We start from the raw sequence: 19373 nt of genomic DNA on the forward strand, positions 1-19373 counted from the left end.
GCCGCGCGACAATCGTTTGCACCAATGAGCACCCAACCGCCTTCTTCTTCCTCTCCCGTCACCATCCGCGACGTTGCCCGCGCCGCCGGCGTGCATGTGTCCACCGTGTCACGCGCGCTCAGCCCCGAGAAGCGCTCGCTGATCAGCGACGAGGTGCTGCGCGTGGTGGAGGAGGCGGCGCAGCGCCTGGGCTACCGGCCCAACCGCGCGGCCTCGGCGCTGCGCACCGGACGCACGCACACCATCGGCGTGCTGGTGCCCGACATCACCAACGCGGTGTTCCCGCCCATCCTTCAGGGCATCGAGGCCAGCGCGGCGGCGCGCGGCTACTTCGTGTTCGTCACCAACGTGGTCGACCCGGCCCTCGCGCGGCCGGTGCTGGAGCGCATGCTGGCGCAGCGCGTGGACGGCGTGGTCATGGCCACCGCCACGCGCGACGACCCGCTGGTCGACTTCGTCACCAAGGCCGGCATGACGGCCGTGCTGGTCAACCGCGCCGACGAAACCGGGCGCCTGCCCGCCGTGGTGAGCGATGACCGGCTGGCGATGAAGCTGGCGGTCGACCACCTCGTGGGGCTGGGCCACAAGCGCATCGCGCACCTGGCCGGCCCGCAGACCATTCCGACCGGCGTGGGCCGCCGGCTCGGCGTGGAGCAGGCGCTGCGCGACCACCGCATGAAGCCGTTTCGCGTGGTCGAGTGCGCCAGCTACAGCCGCGAGGCCGGCGCGGTCGCGATGCGCCAGATGCTGGAAGCCGGCGCGCCGCCGCAGGCCGTGGTGTGCTGCAACGACCTGGTGGCGCTGGGCGCCTACGACGCGCTGCGCGAGGCGGGGCTGCGCGTGCCGACCGACATCTCCGTGACCGGCCACAACGACATGCCGCTGGTCGACATGGTCGACCCGCCGCTCACCACCATCCGCCTGCCGCACCGCGAGCTGGGCTGGCGCGCGGCGGAAATGCTGTTCGACGAAATCGACGGCCGCTCGATGTCGGCCTCCACCGTGGTGCTGCGGCCCGAGCTGGTGGTGCGCAAGTCGACGGGCGCGCCGGGCGGCGGGCGCTGAGCGGCGGCGGGGCCGCCCTCGCGTTGTCGCCCGATCAGATCAGCGCGTCACCACCATGCGGCGATGTCGTCGCTCAGCCCCGCGAGCAGCAGCGCCACGGCCACCAGCGCCACGATCAGCTTGGTGCGCCGCGACAGCCCTTCCTTGGGCGCGAAAGCCTCCGCGCGACCGCTGAAATGCACGCCGCAATGAGGGCAGCGCGGCGCGTAGCCGAACACGGGCTGCTTGCAGCGCACGCAGGGCACCTCGCCCGGGCCCATGCCGGGGCCGGGCTGCGCGGCATCGTCGGCGCCGGCATCGGCATTGGCATCGGCGTTTCGCTGTGCCTGCGCCACGGCGCGCTGCTGCTGCAGCTTCTTCAGCCGGGCGCGGCGCTCCCGGTGCGCGGCCAGGTCGATGGGCGCGTTGGGCTTCGGGGGGCGGTCATCGGGGCCAGCGTGGTCTTTGTGGTCGTCGTTGTCGGGCATGGGAATGAACCAGTTCTAGCGCGCACGCGGCGCAGCCTTTTTTCGTGCGGCCGGCCGCCGCGGCGGCTTGGCTTCGAGCACCAGCTCGGCCGGCAGCGTGTCGTTCCACGATTCGGTGAAGTAGGCGCGGTCGCTGGGCACCAGCTGCGGCAGCGCTTCGCGCAGCAGCCCGAGCGATGCCTCGGCGGCCTTCAGCTCGCCCGCGTGCGCGGCGTACCAGGCGTGCTCGAACAGCAAGCTGCAATGCTGCAGGCCGGGGTAGCGGCGGCGTCCCGCCTGGTGGTCGGCCAGCCGCGCCTGCGCCACGTCGACCCAGCGCGCAGGCCAGTGCGTGGCGTCGAAGGCATCGGCCAGCGGACCGGCCAGCCTGGAGACGGCGGCCGGGTCCAGCGGCTTCTGCGCGCGGAACTGCGCGAGCGTGGGATGCCCGGCGGATTCATCGGCCCTGCCATGGCAATGCCCGCGCGCGATGCGCATCAGGTAGATCGCGTTCCACGCCGAGCGGCCCTGGCCGTCTGTGTGGCCGCACAGCCATTCGCTGAAGGCGATCCATTGCACCGCGCGGCGCGTGGTGTCGGCGTTGCCGTCGTGCGCCAGCGTGGGAAGGTCTGAGAGTCCCACGCGGTCGAACAGCCACGCGGCCATGCCCATGTTGGCGGCCACGTGCTGGGCCGCGTCGAAGGAGTGCGACTCGAAGGCCGCCGCCAGCGCCTCGCCGAAACGGCGCAGCGACTCTTCGGCCAGCGCGGCGGCGGCCGGCTTGTCGTCGGCCGCGAGCCCCAGCGCGCGCGAGCGGCAGGCCAGCGCCCACAGGTTGCACCACTCGAAGCGCACGTCGGGGTGGTGGCGCAGCACCAGGCCGCGCGCCGCGTCCTCGGCCATGCCGGCCAGCAGCGACTGCGCCAGCGGCAGGTCGCGCGCGGTGTAGGCGCACCAGGCCGAGACGATGCATTCCATCGCGCCCAGATAGTCGTTGCCCGCCACGTGGTGCGCGAGCCGCTGCTTCTTCAATGCCTGCAGGCGGCGCCGCGCCTGCTCGTTGTCGCCCAGGCGGCGCCACAGCATGGCTTCGTTCAGCGTGACCAGCGCGCGCTGGAAGTCGGTGGCGGCCAGCGTGCCGGCGAGGCGGATCGATTCGAGGGCGCTGCCGCTGGTGCTCACACCCGCACTGCCGGCCACGCCCGCACTGCCGACCACACCCGCTACACCCGCCACTGGCGCCATCAGCCGGCCCTGGCGCGCGGCCTGCTGCGAGGCGACCAGCTGCTTCCAGAAGGCCGCGTCCTGCAGGTGCACCGCGTCCGGCGGCGGCGCGTTGGCGGCCGGTGCCTTGCGCGCGCGCAGGCCGAGAAACGACGCCACTTCGGTGGCCGTGGCCGCGCGGCCGTCCACCAGCACGCGCACGCGCTTCGCCTGCGCGGCCGGCAGCCAGAACGGGCCCTGGCTGCGCCGCTCGGCGTTCAGGAAGCGCGGCTCGCGCTGCGTGTCCTCGCCCCATCCGACCTCGATGTCCCAGGCCTTGAAGTCGCGGAACGCGCGGCTCACCACCATGCGCAGCGTGCTCGCGTCGGACACCTCGCCGCGCAGGTCGGCCAGCCGCACCATGCCGCCACCGGTGTCGTGCGCGTGCCGCATGCGCACCAGCAGCCACAGCGACTGGAAGGCCGCGCGCCGGCCGTCGACCGTCTGCGGCGAGGTGAGTTCGATGGAGAGCGGGGCGGGGCTGGGGGCGGGCTTGGACACGCCCCGAATTGAACCTCAAAACGGGCGCGAAAAACTGAAGCGCTGCTTGCCGGTTGCGTCCGCTGGCGGTTGCGCTCAGTGCCGGTGGCGGTCCAGCAGCTCGGGCACCTCGCTGCGCCCGATGCCCAGGTCGCGCAGCTCGTGGTCGTTCATGCCGCACAGGTGGCGCCGGTCGGCGCGCGCGCGTCGGCCGGTCACCACGCGGCGGCGCCAGCCGCGCAGGGCATGCATCAGGCGTTGATGAAAAGACGTTGGCTTCGGCGCGGTCACGGTGGGCTCCTTGGGGTGGGTGCGCCCATCTTCTTGCGGCCGGTGCTATTGTGGAAGTTGAGAATGCTGACACTGCCGATCAGCTTCCCTGATACACAGGCCTGCGCCAAACCGCTCCCTGCCATTCCCCACAGCTCCCCACCTCACCACGCCATGCGCCAACTCAACCTCGACCAGCTGCGCACCCTCATCTCCATTGCCGACCTGGGCACCTTCTCGGCCGCGGCCAAGGCGCTGCACCTGGCGCAGCCCACGGTGAGCCTGCACATCAGCGAGCTGGAGTCGCGCCTGGGCACGCCGCTGGTGGTGCGCGGCAACCGGCATGTCATGCCCACGGCGGCCGGCGCGGCGCTGGTGGAGCGCGGCCGCAAGCTGCTGCGCGACACCGACGACGCGCTGGAGGCCGTCAAGCGCCAGACCGAAGGCCGCGTGGGCCGCGTGCGGCTGGGCACCTCGACCGGCGTGCTGGTCGACCTGCTGCCGCAGGTGCTGGAGGCACTGGGCGAGGCGCACGCGGGCATCGACGTCGAGGTGAGCATTCGCGGCTCCTTCGAGGCCATGGAGCGGCTGGCGGCGGGCACGCTCGACATCGGCCTGGTGGCGGTGCCGCAGCCGCCGGTGCGCGGCATCGTGGTCACGCCCTGGTGCGAGCAGCCCATGATGGCCTTCGTGCCCCGGCGCTGGAAGGCGCCCCGGCGCGTCACGCCGGCGTGGCTGGCGGCGCAGCCGCTGATCTTCAACGAGGCGACCACGCACATGTACCGGCTCACCATGGAGTGGTTCGCCGCGGCCGGCCACGCGCCGCGCGCGCGCATCGAGCTGAACTACGACGCGGCCATGCGCAGCCTGGTGGCGGCCGGCTACGGCGCGGCGCTGCTGCCGCTGCAGAAGTCCACCGACATGCAGGACGACGAGCGCATGAAGATCCTGCCGGTCACGCCGAAGCTCACGCGCCGCGTGGGCATCGCGCACCGCCAGCATGCGCTGCTCGACGGCGCCACGCTGAGCGTGCTGAAGGTGCTGAACACGTTTCGACAGGCCTGAGCCGGGGGGCTTTTCCCGCAGGGTGGAAGGGTGGATCAGCGTTGCGCCGGCGACCCGTTCGGCAGCCCTTCGATCGGGCACTCGGGCGTGCCCACCGTGCTGCGCGTGAACGACTCGACCTGTTCGCGCGCGCCCTCGGGGTCGTGGATCCACTGGCTGTAGAAGTCGAACGGGCAGGCGGCCACGCCCTTGTCGCCCTCGCCCGAATTGACGATGCCGGTGTAGCCGCGGTGCATCAGCTTGAACAGGTGGTTCTGCGACTGGCCGTTCCTGCGCGCGTCGCGAATCAGGCCCATCGACAGCTCCGCGTAGTTGATGCCCATTTCTTCCTCGCCGCATTCGCCCAGCGTGCGCCCGTCGAAGCCGATGAGCGCCGAGTGGCCGAAGTACGAGTACACGCCGTCGAAGCCCGCCGCGTTGGCCACCGCCACGTAGGTGTTGTTCATGAAGGCCATGGCCTTGGACACCAGGATCTGCTGCTCCTTGGCCGGGTACATGTAGCCCTGGCAGCGCACGATGAGCTCGGCCCCGCGCATGGCGCAGTCGCGCCAGATCTCGGGGTAGTTGCCGTCGTCGCAGACGATGAGGCTGATCTTCATGCCCTTGGGCCCGTCGCTCACGTAGGTGCGGTCGCCCGGATACCAGCCCTCGATGGGCACCCACGGCATGATCTTGCGGTACTTCTGCACGATCTCGCCCTGGTTGTTCATGAGGATCAGTGTGTTGTACGGCGCCTTGCGCGGGTGCTGCTCGTGGCGCTCGCCGGTGAGCGAGAACACGCCCCACACGTTGGCGCGGCGGCAGGCGTCCGCGAAGATGGCGGTCTCCTCGCCGGGCACGGTGGCGGCGGTGTCGTACATCTCCTTCGCGTCGTACATGATCCCGTGCGTGGAGTATTCGGGGAACACCACCAGGTCCATGCCCGGCAGGCCGCGCTTCATGCCGACCAGCATCTCCGCGATCTTGCGGGCGTTGTCCAGCACCTCGGCCTTGGTGTGGAGGCGGGGCATCTTGTAGTTGACGACCGCGACGCCCACGCAATCGTTGCTGCTCGAAATATCACCATGTCTCATGACGCTGCTCCTGAGGGGGTTGAGAAAAAACAAAAGGCCCGGGCCGGTGTTCAACCGGTTCGGGCCTCTGTGGGGGGTGTGCGGTGCAACGGCCTGGTGTCGTCGCTGCCGATTTTTCTCAACTCACCGAAGGCTGCACATACGTCATTTCGCTGATTGCGGGGCCGTGCGGGCGGGGCGCTTCAGCGCGGTCGCGCGTAGTCGGATTCGATCCACGCGGTGGCGCTCGACGCGCTGAGCTTGAACGCGGGCGACACGTTTACGCTGGCGAGCTCGGCGTCGTCGGTGTCGTCGTAGGCGGTGAGCGTGGCCGAGGGGTTGTCCTCGTCGGGCACGATGGCCAGCGCCACGCGAATGCGCTGGTCGTTGCGCGCGGTGACGGTCACGCTCTTGTTGAGCGTGGCGTGCAGCTGCTGCTCGTGGCGGCGGATGACTTCGGCGGCGGTCTTCACCAGCGTGGAGAAGGCGGGGCCGTCCAGCGGCTTGGGGTTCTTCTTGTCGCGGCCCATGGTCCAGGGGCCGACCAGGGCGGGCTCGGGGTCGCCCTGGCGGGTCATTTCGACGGCCCAGCCGTCGTCTTCCTCGTTCTTGATCACGCGGGCGGTCCAGACGCCGTCGCGCCAGAGGCGGGGTTCCTGCGTGGGGAGGGTGTCGGCGTCGGCGGTGTCGGTGGCGTGGGTCGGATCGGTCGGTTCTGTCGGGTCTGTCATTGGGGTGCTCGTGTTCTTGCGCGGGTCATTTTCCCCTGCGCGGCGGGTGCTTCGGCGCCGCCAACGTACTGTTGCAGTCCGTCGGCCAGCGCATCGAAGGCGGCGCGGCAGTGCGGGCTGTGGCGCAGGTCTTCGTGCATGGTGACCCAGGTGTCCAGCTTCAGCGAGAAGGCGCGCGGCAGCAGGTGCACCAGCGCCTCGCTGCGCCGCGCCAGCCCCAGCTGGCACACGCCGATGCCCGCGCCCGCGCGGATCAGCGCGAGCTGGGTCAGGTCGCTGTCGCTGCGCAGCGAGAAGGCCTCGCGGCTGTAGCCCTCGATCGACTTGAACGACTTGCCCGCACTGCGCACGAAGGCCGTGGGCTGGTCATGGCCGATGACGGCGTGGCCGGCCAGGTCCTCGATGCGGCGCGGCGTGCCGTGGCGCGCCAGGTAGTCGCGGTGCGCGTGGAAGCCGAGCGCGATGTGGCCGATGCGCCGCGCCACCAGCTGCTCCTGCTGGGGCCGCACCATGCGCACGGCGATGTCGGCCTCGCGCCGCAGCAGGTCCTGCACACGGTTGGTGGCCACCAGCTCCACCTTCAGCAGCGGGTGCGCCTCGCGCAGGCGCGCCACGATGGGCGGCAGCACCTCGACGCTGACCACCTCGCTGGCCGAGATGCGCACCACACCCCGAACGCCCTGGCCTGCACCGCTGCCGTCCCCCTGGCTGCTGGCCACGCGCCGCAGCGACGCGGCAGTGCTCTCCATCGCCTCCGCATGCGTGCGCAGCGCCAGCGCGATGTCGGTCGGCAGCAGCCCGACCTGCGAGCGCGTGAACAGCACCACGCCCAGCGCCGCTTCCAGCGCGGCCACATGGCGCCCGGCCGTGGGTTGCGTGATGCCCAGCGCACGCGCCGCGCCTGAAAGAGAACCCTCGCGCAGCACGCCGAGGAAGGAGCGGTACAGCTCCCAGCCGATGTCTGGAGTCATGCATAAATGTATAGCTGCTGGCTCATGTTCGGCAATTTCAATTGAACCGGGGCCGGACCAGAATTCTTCCATCGACCCTTCTTTTTGGAGCATTTCATGGCACGCAACGACACGGTTCTGGTTCTGGGCGCAACGGGCGGCATCGGCGGCGAAGTGGCCCGCCAGCTGCGCGATGCAGGCTGGGAGGTGCGCGCGCTCAAGCGCGGTGCGCCGCCGGCCGATGCATCAGGGCAACGCGACGGCATCACCTGGCTGGCCGGCGACGCGATGGACGCGCAGGCCGTGCGGCAGGCGGCCAGGGGCTGCGCGGTGATCGTGCATGCGGTCAACCCGCCGGGTTACCGCGGATGGGCGCAGGTGGTGCTGCCGATGCTCGACAACACCATCGCCGCCGCCAAGGCCGAAGGCGCGACCATCGTGCTGCCGGGCACGGTCTACAACTTCGGGCCCGATGCCTTTCCGCTGCTGAAGGAAGACTCGCCGCAGCACCCGCTCACCCGCAAGGGCGCGATCCGCGTGGAGATGGAAAAGCGCCTGGAAGCCGCGAGCCGCGAGGGCGCGCGCGTGCTGATCGTGCGCGCCGGCGATTTCTTCGGCCCTAGGTCGGGCAACACCTGGTTCTCGCAAGGGCTGGTGAAGGCGGGGCAGGTCGTGAAGACCGTGAGCTACCCCGGCCGCGCCGGCATCGGCCACCAGTGGTCGTACCTGCCCGACGTGGCGCGCACCATGGTCGAGCTGCTGGCGCGGCGCGAGCGGCTCGAGCCTTTCGCGCGCTTTCACATGGCCGGCCATTGGGACGCGGACGGCACGCGCATGACCGGCGCCATCCGCAAGGTGGCGGCCCGCCGCACCGGCGCCGAGGTGCGCGTGTCGGCCTTTCCGTGGTGGCTGCTGGCGCTGGCCTCGCCCTTCGTCGTCACCTTCCGGGAGATGCGCGAGATGCGCTACCTGTGGCAAACCCCCCTGGGCATGGACAACGCGAGGCTGGTCGCCGTGCTGGGCCGCGAGCCGCACACGCCGCTGGAAGAAGCGGTGGAGGCCACGCTCGACGGCATGGGCAACCTGCCCGCCGCCCCGGTGGGCGCCGCAGCCTGATCAGAACACCGACAGCCCCGTGCGCGCCACGAACAGCTCCAGCGCCTTCATGCCCAGCAGCGAATTGCCGGTGGCGTCGAGCGCGGGCGACCACACGCACAGCGTGAGCGTGTCGGGCACCACCGCCACGATGCCGCCGCCCACGCCGCTCTTGCAGGGCAGGCCGATGGAAAAGGCCACGTCGCCCGCCGCGTCGTAGGTGCCGCAGGTGAGCATCAGCGCGTTGATGCGCCGTGTTTGCCGTTCGCCGGTGACATCGGGCTGGCCATCGATGGGGTGCGCGCCGTCGCGGCACAGGAAGGCCGCGGCCCGCGCCAGCTGGCGGCAGCTCATGCGCAGCGCGCACTGGTGGAAGTAGGTGTCGAGCACGGTCGCGACGTCGTTGTCGATCTTGCCGAAGCTCTTCATGAAGTTGGCCAGCGCCACGTTGCGAAAGCCCGTGTCGGCCTCCGACTGCGCCACCTCGTCGTCGAAGGCGATGGGCTCGCCGCACAGGCTGGCCATGAGCGCGAGGATGTCGTCCTTCGCCCCGTTCCCACCGCGGCCGCTGGCCTTCGCCTGGCTCACCAGCCGGTCGGCCACCGCGATGGCGCCGGCATTGATGAACGGGTTGCGCGGCTTGCCCTGTTCGTTCTCGAGCTGCACCAGCGAATTGAACGGGTTGCCCGAGGGCTCGCGGCCAATGCGCTCCCACAGCGCGTCGCCCATGCGCTGCATGGCGAGCGTGAGGGTGAAAAGCTTGGACACGCTCTGGATGGAGAAGGGCGTCTCGAAGTCGCCCGCGCCGGCTTCCTCGCCCTCGCAGGTGCGCAGCGCGATGCCGAACTGGCGGGCATCGACCCGCGCCAGCGCGGGGATGTAGCTGGCGACCTTGCCGTGGTGTTCGCCCTGGCCGCACTGCGCGATCTGCGGGCGCAGCGTGGCGACGATCTCGTCGAGCACGGGCTGGAATTTCATGGGGTTCATGCCGTGCGTTGTACCGCGGGCCGGCGATTGACCAGCACGATGCCCAGCGCCACCCCGACGAGCGCCACGATCAGCTGCGCCGTGAGCGGCTCCTTCAGCAGCACCACGCCGAACACCAGCGCGAACAGCGGCGTGAGAAAGGTGAAGGACGACATCTGCGTGGCCGGGTAGTGCCGCAGCAGCCACATCCACGCCAGGTAGCTGGCGAAGGCGCCCACCACCGTCTGCAGCCCGATGGAGCCCCACGCCGCCGCCGAGTAGGCAAAGCCCCAGTGCTCGCCCAGCAACAGCGACAGCACCGGGCACACCGCGGCCGTGACCGCCACCTGGTAGAACAGCGTTTTTTCCGCGCTGGCCGTGGCCAGCCGGGTGGTGCGCAGCGTGAGCGTGGTCAGGCCCCACAGCATGCCGGCCGCCAGGCCCAGCGCGTCGCCGATGAGCTGCGACGAGCTCATGTGGCCGAAGCCTTCGCTGAAGGCCAGCACCACGCCCGAGAACGCGATGAAGAGCCCCAGCCACTGGAAGCCGCGCAGCCGCTCGGCCGGCACCCAGCGCGGCAGCAGCAGCGACACCCAGAAGGGCGCCGTGTAGAGAAACACCGTGAGCCGCGACGCGCTGGTGTGCTGCAGCCCCAGGTAGATGCCCGCGAACTCGCCCGAGAACAGCAGGCCGGCCAGCAGCCCCGGCCACAGCGTGCCGTCGCGCTCGAAGAGCCGCACCCCGCGCGAGGCGCACCACAGCCACAGCAGCGCGGTGGCGCCGACCATGCGAATGGAGGCCTGCCACATCGGCGGCACCTCGGCCACGGTGGTCTTGATGATGATCTGCTGCAGCCCCCAGAAGGCGCAGCAGGCAATGAGCAGGCCGATGGCGAGGCTGTCGAGGTGGGTCTTGCGCTGGATCATAAAGGCTCGCTGACGGTGGCTCGGCGCGCGGATGGGCGCCGAATTCATCCGATGATCGTATCGCGCGAGCGCGTTCCGCGGGGGCCTTGCCCGCGTTACTGCCTTGTTGCGCTATTACGCTATTGCGCTACTGCGCGAACGCGTCCAGCGCGGGCAGCGCCGCCTGCCGCTCGAAGCGCCGCTCGATGGCCAGCAGCGCGGCCTCCAGGAACTGCAGGAACATGCCCATGGCCACCGCCGTGGTCTGGCCCGCGCGCTGGTACAGGCAGCTGAACGATCGCGCGCCCGCGTCGGCCAGGCCGGTCCACACCAGCGTGCCGCGGTCCACGTCTTCGGCGACGTTCTCCGGAATGAGAAAGCCGATGCCGGTGCCGCCGGCCACCAGCCGGCGCACCATGGCCACCGAGCTGGTCTCGACCAGCGGGCGCACCTTGCGGTGCTCGCGGTGGTCGATCTGGTCGACCATGGCGCGCAGCTCGGTGTCGGGCGTCATGAGGATCAGCGGATGCTCCAGGCAGTCGCGCAGCCGCGGCAGCTTGCCCAGCGCCGCCAGCGGATGGCCCGGCGGCGTGACCAGCCCCAGGTGCTGCGGGAACGCGCGGATTTCCTCGACCCCGGGCGGCGGCTTGCGGCGCAGGCAGAAGCCGATGTCCGATTCGCCGTTGGCCACCCACTTCAATATGTTCTCGCCGCTGCCCGAGCGCACGCTGTAGGTCACGCCGGGGTAGTGCTTCATGGCGGCCTCGATCACCTCGGGCACCAGCTGCTCGGCCGACGAATGCGACACCGCCAGGTTGATGTGCCCGCGCCGCAGCGAGCGCAGGTCTTCCACCTGGGCCATGGCGTTGTCGAAGTCGCGCTGCCCGCGCCGCACGGCGGCCACCATGATCTCGCCCGCGGTGGTCAGCTGCATGCCGCGCGGCAGCCGGTCGAACAGCGGCGTGCCGACCTGCTCCTCGAGGTTGAGCACCTGCTGGTGCACCGCCGCGGCCGTGAGGTGCAGCGCCTCGGCGGCCTTGCGCACCGAGCCGCGGCGGGCCACTTCGTCGAAACACCGGAAGGTCTGGGAAATGGCGCGCATGGTGCCGGCGAGTGTATGGATTTTCTATACGCACCGTACGAAACAAACAGATTTTCCTGACGGGCGATGCGGCCTAGATTCGCGGCATTCCTTCAATTTCCCCGAGGTTCGCCCCTGTGACTACCACCGTCGACCAGATCACCCAGCGCCGCCGCGGCACCGGCCTGATCGCCCATGACCCGGCGCTCAGCGCCGGCGGCTACACCCTGATCGCGCCGCAGACCGACGACGGCAACGTCTACCTGGTCGACATCGAGGGCCGCGTCGCGCACCAGTGGAAGATGCCGGTGCGCCCGGGTCGCGCCGCCGTGATCCTGCCCAACGGCAACCTGGGCTACAACGGCAACCACGCCGGCACGCCCGAGATCTACGCGGCCTGGTCGCTGTGGCACGGCGGCGATTTCTACGAGGCCACGCCCGCCGGAGACATCGTCTGGCGCTTTCAGGACCCGACGCACCACCACGACGCCCGCTGGCTGCCCAACGGCCACCTGCTGTACGCCGGCTGCGCGCCGGTGCCGCCCGGCTTTGCCGAGCGCGTGCCGGGCGGCACGGCCCATGGGCCCGACGAGACGATGTACGCCGACGTGATCCGCGAGGTCGACCGCGACGGCAAGCTGGTGTGGGAGTGGAAGGCCTGGGAGCACCTGGCGCCGGAAGACTTTCCCATCCACCCCGGCTTCGGCCGCACCCACTGGCCGCTGGTGAACGGGCTGGACGTGACGCGCGAGGGCCTGGTGCTGATGAGCCTGCGCACCACCTCGGGCATCGTCGGCGTCGACCGGGCCACCGGCGACGTGAAGCTGCACATTCCGCCCGGCGTGCTGTCGCACCAGCACGCGCCCGTGGCGCTGGACAACGGCAACATTCTTGCTTTCGACAACGGCAACTTCCGCACCGGCAAGCATGTGGCGTTCTCGCGCGTTCTCGAAATCGACCCGGCCTCCCACGAGGTGGTGTGGCAGTACGCCGACGAACTGGTCAACGCCTTCTACACGGCCTACATGGGCAGCGCGCAGCGCCTGCCCAACGGCAACACGCACGTCACCGAGTCGGCCACGGGGCGGCTCTTCGAGGTCACGCCGGCCGGCGAGGTGGTGTGGGAGTACGTGATTCCCTGGTTCGCCGAATACCCCGACGAGGCCGCGCGCAAGTACGTGCCCGGCCGGCAGAACAGCGTGTTCCAGACCTTCCGCTACACGGCGGCGCAACTTCCCTGGCTCAAGGTGTCCGCATGACTTTTCGCATGGCTTCTTCCACCCTTCGCCGTCTTGCACTGCCCTTGGCCGCGGCGTTGCCCCTGGCTGCGGCGTTGCCTTTTGCGGCGCAGGCGGCCGACGCGCCCAAGCCCTTGCAGCCCGTGCGCATCCTGAGCAACTGGTTCGCCCAGCCCGACCAGGCGGGCTACTGGCAGGCCCAGCAGGACAAGCTCGGCAAGGAGGCCGGCATCGAGATCAGCGTGCTGCAGGGCGGCCCGAAGATCCAGACCATTCCGCAGGTGGCCTCTGGCCAGGCCGAGTTCGGCATCGGCAACGCCGACGACGTGCTGCTGGCCCGCCTGCGCGGCGCGCCGGTGCGCGCGGTGTTCGCGCACCTGGACTACGTGCCCTACACGCTGGTCTACCATGCCGACCCGGCCGTGAAGTCCATCGCCGACCTGCAGGGCCGCATCTTCGCCGTGAACATCGGCAACGCCTACTGGGAGTGGACGAAGAAGCAGTACAAGCTCGCGGGCACGCGCGAGATCCCGGTGAGCGGCGACCTGAGCCTGTTCCGCAACGACCCGAAGATGGTGCAGCAGGGCTACTCGCTGTTCCTGCCCGCGCGCATGGCCGCGGCCGGCGTGCAGGTGCAGCAGGTCACGCTGGCGTCGCTGGGCTACCGGCCGTACGACGTGCTCTTCACCACCGACGACATGATCCGCAAGAACCCGGCGCTGGTGAAGGCCACCCTGGCCGCGGTGCAGAAGGGCTGGGCCAGCTACGTGCGCAACCCGCAGGGGCTGAAGCCGCTGATCACCGGCATGAACAAGCAGATGACGCCCGAGATCTACGACGCGGCGAACAAGGAAATGATCGAGACGCTGATCTCGCACGACCTCGGGCGCATCGGCTGCATGACGGACGCGCGCTGGGGCGAGCTGGCGGGCCAGTTGCGCAGCGTCAACTTCTTGCCGGCCGGCTTCGACGCGAAGCAGGGCTACGACCGCACGCTGGTGCCGGGCTGCAACCCATGAGCGCGAGGCAGCTCGATGCGAGTGCAGGTTCGGGTGCGGTTTCGGGCGCGGCCGTCGGGCTGGCGGGCGTGTCGAAGCGCTTCGGCAGCGGCAAGGCCGGGGGCTTGCTGGCGCTGGACACCGTCGACTTCGCGCTGCGCCCGGGTGAGTTCGTCTCCATCGTCGGGCCCTCGGGCTGCGGCAAGTCGACGCTGCTGCGCATCATGGCGGGGCTGGTCGCGCCGAGCACCGGGCGCTGCACGCGGCCCGAGGGCGTCGCGACCGCCTTCGTGTTCCAGGAGGCGGCGCTGCTGCCCTGGCGCACCGTGGAGCGCAACGCGCAGTTGCTGATGGAGCTCGAAGGCCACGCGCCCGCCAGTTGCAAGGCGCGTGCCGCCGAGGCGCTGAAGCTGGTGGGGCTCGCGGGCTTCGAGAAGTCGTACCCGCACCAGCTCTCCGGCGGCATGCGCATGCGGCTGTCGCTGGCGCGCGCACTGGCGCTGCGGCCCGGGCTGCTGCTGCTCGACGAGCCGCTGGCGGCGGTCGACGAGCTCACGCGCGACGTGCTGCAGGAGGAGCTGTCCTCGCTGTGGCGCCAGGCCGGCTTCACCGGCGTGCTGGTGACGCACAACGTGCACGAGGCGGTGTACCTGTCGAACCGGGTGGTGGTGATGTCGCCGCGGCCGGGGCGCATCCTGGACGTGATCGACGTGCCCTTCGATTTCCCGCGCGCGCCCGAGCTGCGTGCCAGCGCCGGCTTCGCGGCGCTCACGGGCCGGGTGACGGCGGTGCTGCGGGCGCAACACACGACGCCACAAGCGGCGCGACATGCCCAGGCCGCGGCATGAGGAGGCCATGGCAATGACCCGCTCCATTTCCTTTTCCGCCGCCGGCGTGGTGCGCAACGCCGGCCCCGTGCTGGTGGTCGCGTTGCTCGCCATCGGCCTCTGGTGGCTGCTGAGCGCCACCGTGTACCAGGGCAAGGGCTACCTGCTGCCCTCGCCGCAGGAAGTGGCCGCGGCCACCGTGGAGAACGCCGGCGTGCTCGCGGGCGCGACGCTGTCCACGCTGAAGGAGGCGCTGCTGGGCTACGCGCTGGCCATCGTGCTCGGCATCGCGGGCGCGGCGGTGCTGGCGCAGTCGCGGCTGCTGGAGCGCAGCCTGTACCCGTACGCGGTGCTGCTGCAGACCGTGCCGGTGGTGGCGATCGCGCCGCTCATCGTGCTCTGGTTCGGCTACAACGAGCTGTCGGTGGTGATCGTGAGCTTCATCATGTCGCTGTTCCCCATCATCAACAACACCATGCTGGGCCTGCGCTCCACCTCGCGCAACCTGGCCGAGCTGTTCGCGCTGCACCGCGCGAGCGGGCTGGTGTCGTTCTGGAAGCTGCGGCTGCCGGGCGCGCTGCCGCACATCTTCGCGGGGCTGCGCATTTCGGCGGGGCTGTCGGTCATCGGCGCCATCGTGGGCGAATTCATCATCGGCTCGGGCAATGCCGAAGGCGGGCTGGGCGTGCAGATCGTGTTCGCGCAGGGGCGCATGTACACCGCGCTGCTGTTCGCCGAGGTGATCGCCGCGACGCTGCTGGGCTTCGTGTTCTTCCTGGCGGTGAGCGCGATCGGCCGGCTGCTGCTGCGGCACTGGCACGAGTCGGCGCTGGAAAGCTGAAAGCCCCGTCGCTCTATTTTTGCGTGGCCACGGGGTAGGGCGGCTTGCCCCGCGTGCCGGTCATCAGGTCGGGCACCACGGCTTCCACGTCGGGCAGCGCGCGCGCCGCGCGCTCCAGCCGCTTCGCCAGCGCCGCGTTCGGCACGCAGCCCTGCAGGTACACCCAGCGGCGCTGCACCATGACCCACACGCTGGCCTTGCGCACGCCCGGCACCGCGCTCAATGCGGCACGCACCTTGGGCGCCAGGGGCTTGTCGTAGCGGTAGGCGTTGCTGTCGGCGCACTTGCCGGCCAGCCAGCAGCTGGTGCCGCGCTCCAGCCGCGAGTGGGTCTGCACGCGGCGTTCCTCGGCCGTGTAGAACGGCCCCTCGGGCACCGCGCAGGCCGGCAGGCCCGACGACACCTGGAAGAACGGGTCGTCGAACCAGTTCTGCCTGGGCGGCCCCGCGGCCTCCTGCGCCATGACGGTCTGCGCAAGAAGCAGCAGCACGGGCATGAGCGCAGGATGTTTCACTACAAGGGGTGTTCCGTGTAGAAGCGCCCGCCGTGGAACAGCAGCGGCGAGGCGCCGCCGTCGTGCGAGCAGCGCTCCACCTCGCCCACGAAGATCACGTGGTCGCCTTCGTCGTAGCGGCTGCGGTTGAAGCACTCGAAGCTCGCCGCCGCGCCGGCCAGCACCGGCGCGCCGCCCAGGCCTTCGGTGTAGGCCACGTCGGCCCAGCGGTCGATGTTCTTGGTGGCGAAGCGTTCGGCCAGTGCCTTCTGGTTGGCCGCCAGGATGTTCACGGTGTAGTGCGAGCCGGTGCTCAGCGCGGGCATGGAGCCGGCCGCGCGCGCCAGGCTCCACAGCACCAGCGGCGGCGCCAGCGACACCGAGTTGAACGAGTTGGCCGTGAGGCCGACCAGCGTGCCGTCGGCCGCGCGCGCGGTGACGATGGTGACGCCGGTGGCGAACATGCCGAGCGCGTCACGGAACTCGTCGGGCGAAAAGGAGGGCGGCTGGGCCCGTCGGGGAGTGGTCACTGGGGGAGGCTGCAAGGGCGGCAAGGGCTTGAAGGGCAGAAGGCCATTTTGGCTCAGCGCCCGGGGGGCTGCTTGGCGGGGCTCATCAACTCGGTCACCAACCGGGAATAGGCGGTGGCCGCAGCCGAGAGGGTACGCCCTGCGAGGGTCACGAGGCTGTAATGCGTCTGCATGCGCGCGAAGCCCGCCACCGGCAACGGCACCAGCGCGCCGGTCTCGTGCCCCGGCGCCGGGGCCAGCGGCGCCAGGATGACTGCGTGCGCCGTGAGCGCCAGGTGGCGCAGCGTGCCCGCGTCGTCGCAGGTGACGTTGAACACGCTGCGTTCGCTGCGCCGCGGTTGCCGCTCGAACTGCGCCGCCACCTCGGCCGGCAGCCGCGGGCCGGCCACGGGATAGGCCATGAGGTCTTCCAGCGTGGCCTGCTTCAGCTTGAGCAGCGGATGCCGTGCCCGCACGAAGAAAGACACCGGCACGTTGGGCAGCCGCGCGAGCTTCAGTCCGGGCTGCTTCTCCAGGTCGCGCGTGTCGGCGATGAACAGGTCGAGCTGGCGGCGGTGCAGGCGCTCGCACAGGCTGGCGGTGTCGGCCACTTCCATGCGCATCTGCAGCTGCGGGTGGCGCTGTGTCATGAGCGACAGGGCCAGCCGGCCCAGCGTGCCGGCGGCGAACGGCCCGAGGCCGACCGCGAGGCTGCCGATGGCCAGGCCTTCGAGCTCCAGCACGTCGCGCGCGATCTGCTGCGCGTCGGCCAGCAGCTCGCGGGCGCGTGCCAGCACCAGCTCGCCGGCCTGGGTGAAGCGCACGGTGCCGTAGGCGCGGTCGATCAGCCGGGCCTGCAGGCCTTCTTCGAGGTTGTCGATGCTGCGCGAGAGCGCGGGCTGCGACAGGTGCACGGCCTGGGCCGCGCGGCCGAAGCTGCCCTGGTCCGCAAGGGCGACGAGATGCTGGAGCTGGCGCAGTTGCATTTTGCGTTTTACTTGAAAAGCAAGCGCGTATTTTGCATTTGCCAATGCATCTGCGGCTTCCGAGAATCGGTGCCGGCCCCTTTCCCCAAGACCGCAGAAGAACGAGACACCCCATGACGCTCCCCCGTTTCTCCCGCGCGCGCATTGCAACGGCCTGCGCGTTCGCCTGCGCGCTCGTCACCGGCTCGGCCCTTGCGCAGACCGTGCCCAAGCCGCCCGAGCCCTCCACGCTGAAGGCCAACGCCGACATGGCGAAGGCGCTGCCTTTCGCCGACCGGCGCGACTTCGAGGATGCGATGCGCGGCTTCATCGCCACCGTGCCCGACGCGCTGGTGCCGGGCACCGGACCGCGCCCGGTGTGGAGCATGAAGCCCTACGACTTCCTGAAGACCGACACGCCGGCCGACACCGTCAACCCCAGCCTGTGGCGGCAGGCGCAGCTGAACGCCATCCATGGCCTGTTCCAGGTGGCCGAGCGCGTGTACCAGGTGCGCGGCTTCGACCTGGCGAACATGACCATCGTGGAAGGCGACGGCACGCTGATCGTCATCGACCCGCTGCTCACCGCCGAGACCGCGCGCGCCGCGCTCGAGCTGTACTACCAGCACCGCCCGCGCAAGCCGGTGGGCACGGTGATCTACACGCACGGCCACGCCGACCACTTCGGCGGCGTGAAGGGCGTGCTGAGCGAGGCCGACGTGGCCGCGGGCAAGGTGCAGGTGATCGCGCCCGCGGCCTTCATGGAAACGGCGGTGGCCGAGAACATCCTCGCGGGCAATGCGATGAACCGGCGCTCGCAGTACCAGTTCGGCTCGCTGCTGCCGCCGGGCGTGCGCGGCCAGGTCGACACGGGCCTGGGCAAGGCGCTGGCGCGCGGCAGCATCACGCTGGTGGCGCCGACCTCCACCATCGACAAGCCCACCGAGGAGCGCACCATCGACGGCGTGCAGTTCGTGTTCCGGCTGGTGCCGGGCTCGGAGGCGCCGTCGGAAATGCTGCTGTACCTGCCGCAGTTTCGCGTGCTGAACATGGCGGAAGACGTGACGCACACCATGCACAACCTGTACACCATTCGCGGTGCCGAGGTGCGCGACGGCAACCTGTGGTCGAAGTACATCGACGAGGCGCGCGTGGCCTTCGGCGACAAGGCCGACGTGCTCATCGCCCAGCACCACTGGCCCACCACCGGGCGCGAGCGCATCGTCGACCTGCTGAAGAAGCAGCGCGACATGTACAAGTTCATCAACGACCAGACGCTGCGCCTGCTCAACCAGGGCTACACCGCGGCCGACATCGCCGAGACGCTGCGCATGCCCGCGAGCCTGGCGCAGGAATGGTCGGCGCGCGGCTACTACGGCACGCTGAGCCACAACGCCAAGGCGGTGTACCAGAAGTACCTGGGCTGGTACGACGCGAACCCGGCCAACCTGAACCCGTTGCCGCCGGTGGCCTACGCGAAGAAAACGGTCGAATACATGGGCGGCGCCGACGCGGTGCTGGCCCGTGCGCGCGAAGACTTCGGCAAGGGCGAGTTCCGCTGGGTGGCCAGCGCGATGAGCCAGGTGGTGTACGCCGACCCGTCGAACCGCGCGGCGCGCGAGCTGGGCGCCGATGCGCTGGAGCAGCTGGGCTACCAGTCGGAGGCCGGCACCTGGCGCAGCGCCTACCTGGTGGGCGCGATGGAGCTGCGCAACGGCGTGCCGAAGATTGCCGGCGGCAGCAGCGCCAATGCGGACACGCTCAAGGCGGTGAGCAACGACCTGTTCTTCGACTTCCTCGGCGTGCGGCTCGACGCCGCGAAGGCCGAGGGCAAGAAGATGGTCATCAACTGGAACTTCACGGACTCGAACCAGCAGTTCGTGTTGACGCTCGAAAACTCCGCGCTCACGCACATTGCCGGCCAGCAACCGGGCGCCGATGCCACGATCACGCTGGCGCGCGCCACGCTCGATGCGGTGACGCTGAAGGAAACGAGCTTTCCGGCCGCGGTGCTCACCGGCAAGGTGAAGATCGACGGCGACCGCGGAAAGCTCGCGGAGCTGATGTCGATGATGGACAACTTCGAGCTGATGTTTCCCGTGGTCGAGCCGCGGAGGTAGCTGCTGCCCTGTT

20 protein-coding genes are annotated in these 19373 nt (G+C 70.2%); 8 read left to right on the forward strand and 12 right to left on the reverse strand.

Annotated features, from left to right (window positions below):
* Window positions 1-24: 24 nt before the first annotated feature.
* Window positions 25-1065, forward strand: a complete 1041-nt coding sequence (locus AB6807_RS11910; RefSeq protein ID WP_371084678.1) for a LacI family DNA-binding transcriptional regulator — start codon at window positions 25-27, stop codon at window positions 1063-1065.
* 47 nt (window positions 1066-1112) lie between these two features.
* Here the strand turns inward: AB6807_RS11910 and AB6807_RS11915 are convergent, their stop codons facing one another.
* The 3 genes from AB6807_RS11915 to AB6807_RS11925 form a co-directional block, all read right to left on the reverse strand.
* On the reverse strand, window positions 1113-1532 hold the full coding sequence (locus AB6807_RS11915; RefSeq protein ID WP_371084679.1) for a hypothetical protein: 420 nt from the start codon (window positions 1530-1532) through the stop codon (window positions 1113-1115).
* Window positions 1533-1547: 15 nt separating this feature from the next.
* Window positions 1548-3275 (reverse strand): hypothetical protein, encoded by a 1728-nt coding sequence (locus AB6807_RS11920; protein WP_371084680.1) that lies wholly within the window; start codon window positions 3273-3275, stop codon window positions 1548-1550.
* 75 nt (window positions 3276-3350) lie between these two features.
* Window positions 3351-3545, reverse strand: coding sequence for a DUF1127 domain-containing protein (locus AB6807_RS11925; RefSeq protein ID WP_371084681.1), 195 nt, complete (start codon window positions 3543-3545; stop codon window positions 3351-3353).
* 153 nt (window positions 3546-3698) lie between these two features.
* Between AB6807_RS11925 and AB6807_RS11930 the strand changes: the two genes are divergently transcribed.
* Window positions 3699-4589, forward strand: coding sequence for a LysR family transcriptional regulator (locus AB6807_RS11930; protein WP_371084682.1), 891 nt, complete (start codon window positions 3699-3701; stop codon window positions 4587-4589).
* A 35-nt stretch (window positions 4590-4624) separates the two neighbouring features.
* Here the strand turns inward: AB6807_RS11930 and AB6807_RS11935 are convergent, their stop codons facing one another.
* The 3 genes from AB6807_RS11935 to AB6807_RS11945 form a co-directional block, all read right to left on the reverse strand.
* Window positions 4625-5662: an aliphatic amidase gene (locus AB6807_RS11935; RefSeq protein ID WP_371084683.1), complete on the reverse strand. Its 1038-nt coding sequence runs from the start codon at window positions 5660-5662 to the stop codon at window positions 4625-4627.
* Between the two features lie 182 nt (window positions 5663-5844).
* Window positions 5845-6372, reverse strand: coding sequence for a hypothetical protein (locus tag AB6807_RS11940; RefSeq protein WP_371084684.1), 528 nt, complete (start codon window positions 6370-6372; stop codon window positions 5845-5847).
* Window positions 6369-7343, reverse strand: coding sequence for a LysR family transcriptional regulator (locus tag AB6807_RS11945; RefSeq protein ID WP_371084685.1), 975 nt, complete (start codon window positions 7341-7343; stop codon window positions 6369-6371). Before AB6807_RS11945 ends, AB6807_RS11940 begins: the two co-directional genes overlap by 4 nt.
* Before the next feature lie 96 nt (window positions 7344-7439).
* On the opposite strand from AB6807_RS11945, the gene AB6807_RS11950 reads away from it, so the two are divergent.
* Entirely contained in the window at window positions 7440-8438 is a 999-nt protein-coding gene (locus AB6807_RS11950) for an NAD-dependent epimerase/dehydratase family protein (RefSeq protein ID WP_371084686.1), read from the forward strand.
* On the opposite strand, the gene AB6807_RS11955 is transcribed toward AB6807_RS11950, so the two are convergent.
* The 3 genes from AB6807_RS11955 to AB6807_RS11965 all read right to left on the reverse strand — a co-directional run bounded on the left by AB6807_RS11955 (window position 8439) and on the right by AB6807_RS11965 (window position 11390).
* The gene (locus tag AB6807_RS11955; protein WP_371084687.1) at window positions 8439-9404 is read right to left on the reverse strand and encodes a glutaminase; all 966 of its coding nucleotides are present in this window, start codon (window positions 9402-9404) and stop codon (window positions 8439-8441) included. It abuts the gene before it with no gap.
* A complete protein-coding gene (locus AB6807_RS11960; protein WP_371084688.1) occupies window positions 9401-10309 on the reverse strand; it encodes a DMT family transporter in 909 nt (302 codons plus the stop codon). The genes AB6807_RS11955 and AB6807_RS11960 overlap by 4 nt, the downstream gene beginning before the upstream one ends.
* A gap of 127 nt (window positions 10310-10436) precedes the next feature.
* Window positions 10437-11390: a LysR family transcriptional regulator gene (locus AB6807_RS11965; RefSeq protein WP_116911857.1), complete on the reverse strand. Its 954-nt coding sequence runs from the start codon at window positions 11388-11390 to the stop codon at window positions 10437-10439.
* A gap of 116 nt (window positions 11391-11506) precedes the next feature.
* Here AB6807_RS11965 and AB6807_RS11970 point away from each other — a divergent pair, with 116 nt between their 5' ends.
* Genes AB6807_RS11970 through AB6807_RS11985 form a run of 4 tightly spaced genes read left to right on the forward strand, consistent with a single transcriptional unit; the run spans window position 11507 to window position 15273 of the window.
* Window positions 11507-12628 (forward strand): aryl-sulfate sulfotransferase, encoded by a 1122-nt coding sequence (locus AB6807_RS11970; protein ID WP_371084689.1) that lies wholly within the window; start codon window positions 11507-11509, stop codon window positions 12626-12628.
* A gap of 8 nt (window positions 12629-12636) precedes the next feature.
* The gene (locus AB6807_RS11975) at window positions 12637-13626 is read left to right on the forward strand and encodes an ABC transporter substrate-binding protein (RefSeq protein WP_371084690.1); all 990 of its coding nucleotides are present in this window, start codon (window positions 12637-12639) and stop codon (window positions 13624-13626) included.
* The gene (locus tag AB6807_RS11980; protein WP_371084691.1) at window positions 13623-14453 is read left to right on the forward strand and encodes an ABC transporter ATP-binding protein; all 831 of its coding nucleotides are present in this window, start codon (window positions 13623-13625) and stop codon (window positions 14451-14453) included. Before AB6807_RS11975 ends, AB6807_RS11980 begins: the two co-directional genes overlap by 4 nt.
* Window positions 14454-14466: 13 nt before the next feature.
* Window positions 14467-15273 (forward strand): ABC transporter permease, encoded by an 807-nt coding sequence (locus tag AB6807_RS11985; RefSeq protein ID WP_286516834.1) that lies wholly within the window; start codon window positions 14467-14469, stop codon window positions 15271-15273.
* A 13-nt stretch (window positions 15274-15286) separates the two neighbouring features.
* Here the strand turns inward: AB6807_RS11985 and AB6807_RS11990 are convergent, their stop codons facing one another.
* The 3 genes from AB6807_RS11990 to AB6807_RS12000 are packed head-to-tail and all read right to left on the reverse strand — an operon-like array spanning window position 15287 to window position 17261.
* Window positions 15287-15787, reverse strand: coding sequence for a BON domain-containing protein (locus tag AB6807_RS11990; protein ID WP_371084692.1), 501 nt, complete (start codon window positions 15785-15787; stop codon window positions 15287-15289).
* Complete coding sequence (locus AB6807_RS11995; RefSeq protein ID WP_371084693.1) at window positions 15787-16296, reverse strand: flavin reductase family protein; 510 nt, start codon at window positions 16294-16296, stop codon at window positions 15787-15789. The genes AB6807_RS11990 and AB6807_RS11995 overlap by 1 nt, the downstream gene beginning before the upstream one ends.
* 53 nt (window positions 16297-16349) lie before the next feature.
* Complete coding sequence (locus tag AB6807_RS12000; RefSeq protein WP_371084694.1) at window positions 16350-17261, reverse strand: LysR family transcriptional regulator; 912 nt, start codon at window positions 17259-17261, stop codon at window positions 16350-16352.
* Between the two features lie 113 nt (window positions 17262-17374).
* Between AB6807_RS12000 and AB6807_RS12005 the strand changes: the two genes are divergently transcribed.
* Window positions 17375-19360, forward strand: a complete 1986-nt coding sequence (locus AB6807_RS12005; RefSeq protein ID WP_371084695.1) for an alkyl/aryl-sulfatase — start codon at window positions 17375-17377, stop codon at window positions 19358-19360.
* Window positions 19361-19373 lie beyond the last annotated feature (13 nt).

Origin of the sequence: Variovorax sp. RCC_210 (assembly GCF_041355175.1) — a bacterium.
Classification (GTDB): domain Bacteria; phylum Pseudomonadota; class Gammaproteobacteria; order Burkholderiales; family Burkholderiaceae_C; genus Variovorax.